The sequence below is a fragment of the Bacteroides sp. AF32-8BH genome (assembly GCF_003435205.1).
Taxonomy (GTDB): domain Bacteria; phylum Bacteroidota; class Bacteroidia; order Bacteroidales; family Bacteroidaceae; genus Bacteroides; species Bacteroides ovatus.
Genome location: NZ_QVLZ01000076.1, coordinates 1 through 1,450 on the forward strand (window position 1 = coordinate 1; position 1,450 = coordinate 1,450).

A 1,450-nucleotide genomic window follows, 5' to 3' on the forward strand; every position below is an offset into this window, starting at 1 on the left:
ATTATAATTGGACTATCAGCTATTCTCTATTTTACAGGTTGTTATAACAGGGAACAGACCCCTCGCCTTAGTGAGGCTGAAAAGCTAATGCAGAACAACCCGGATAGTGCATTAGCAATACTACAAAAACTCAAACCAGAAGGCAACCGGGCTGAACAGGCCAGATATGCATTGCTCTATTCCGAAGCTTTGGAAAAAAAACAAATGAAAGTTACTGACGATTCATTGATCCGCCAGGCTTGGCAATATTATAAACATTACCCCAAAGATTTACGTCACCAGTGTAAAACTCTATATTATTGGGGAAGAATTAAATTACGCACAGGTGATAAACCGGGAGCATTACGTCTTTTTCTCAAAATAGAAAAGAAACTGACAGATACCGATGAATCTTATTACAAAGGGCTTTTATACAGACAGATCGGTGAAGTATATTATAAACAAATGAACTACAGCCGGGCATATCATTATTTCCACGAAGCCAGAAATAATTTCCGCCAATCGGGTGATATCCAGGAGGAGACAAAGGCAACCCTTGACATGGCAGCCGCTACTTTTCACTCAAAAGATATAGAAAAAGCAATAAGGCTGTATTCGGCGGCTCTTGACTTGGCCGATGAACATAATAACAGTAATCTGATAGAAGTCAGCCTTACTAATCTTGCATCACTATATGTGATATCCAAACGGCATATATCCAATGACCTGTTACAGCGAATCGAACTTTCCGCCCGACAGGATACGGTATATGGATATCACACATTGACAGATGTAAGTCTTTTGAAGAATCATATAGACAGTGCACGGTATTATCTGGAGCTTGCAAAGGCGCACACTACTGATATTTGCGACATGGCAGAACTACAATACACTGCATACCATATCGAAGCGCAGGCTAAAAATTTTGAAAAAGCAACGGACAATGTACATCGCTATATCTACTTGAACGATTCAATAATGCGCTCAAACATGCAATTCTCCGCCGGTATGGTCGAGCGGGACTATTTTAAAGAGCGAACAAAATTCGCCCAATACAGAATGAAAAACCGGACTGTCTGGGAAATAGCTATAGCAGCCGCTACCTTTTTTATTATTGGAATTGCCTGGTATATCGTCCGCCAACGTTTACGCATGCAACGTGATCGTACCAACCATTATTTGTTATTGACAGAGAAAGCCAATTCCGAGTACAAGGCTCTTACTGAACGCGTGAAAAAACAGCAGACTACGGAAAGTTATTTAAGAGGATTGGCTGCTTCACGCTTTGACATTGTCGATAAACTTGGAAAGACCTACTATGAACGTGAAAATACAACATCGCAACAGTCAGTCATATTTAATGAAGTAAAGCAGATAATTACAGATTTTGCAGAAAGCAATGAAATACTGCAAGAATTGGAAAAAATCGTAAACACTTGTCATGACAATGCCATGTACAAGCTCAAGGAAG

General features: G+C 40.0%; 1 pseudogene. It reads left to right on the forward strand.

The window, feature by feature from the left end:
- Positions 1-1,450 (forward strand): annotated as a pseudogene (locus DWZ47_RS29140) (tetratricopeptide repeat protein); the annotation flags it as partial.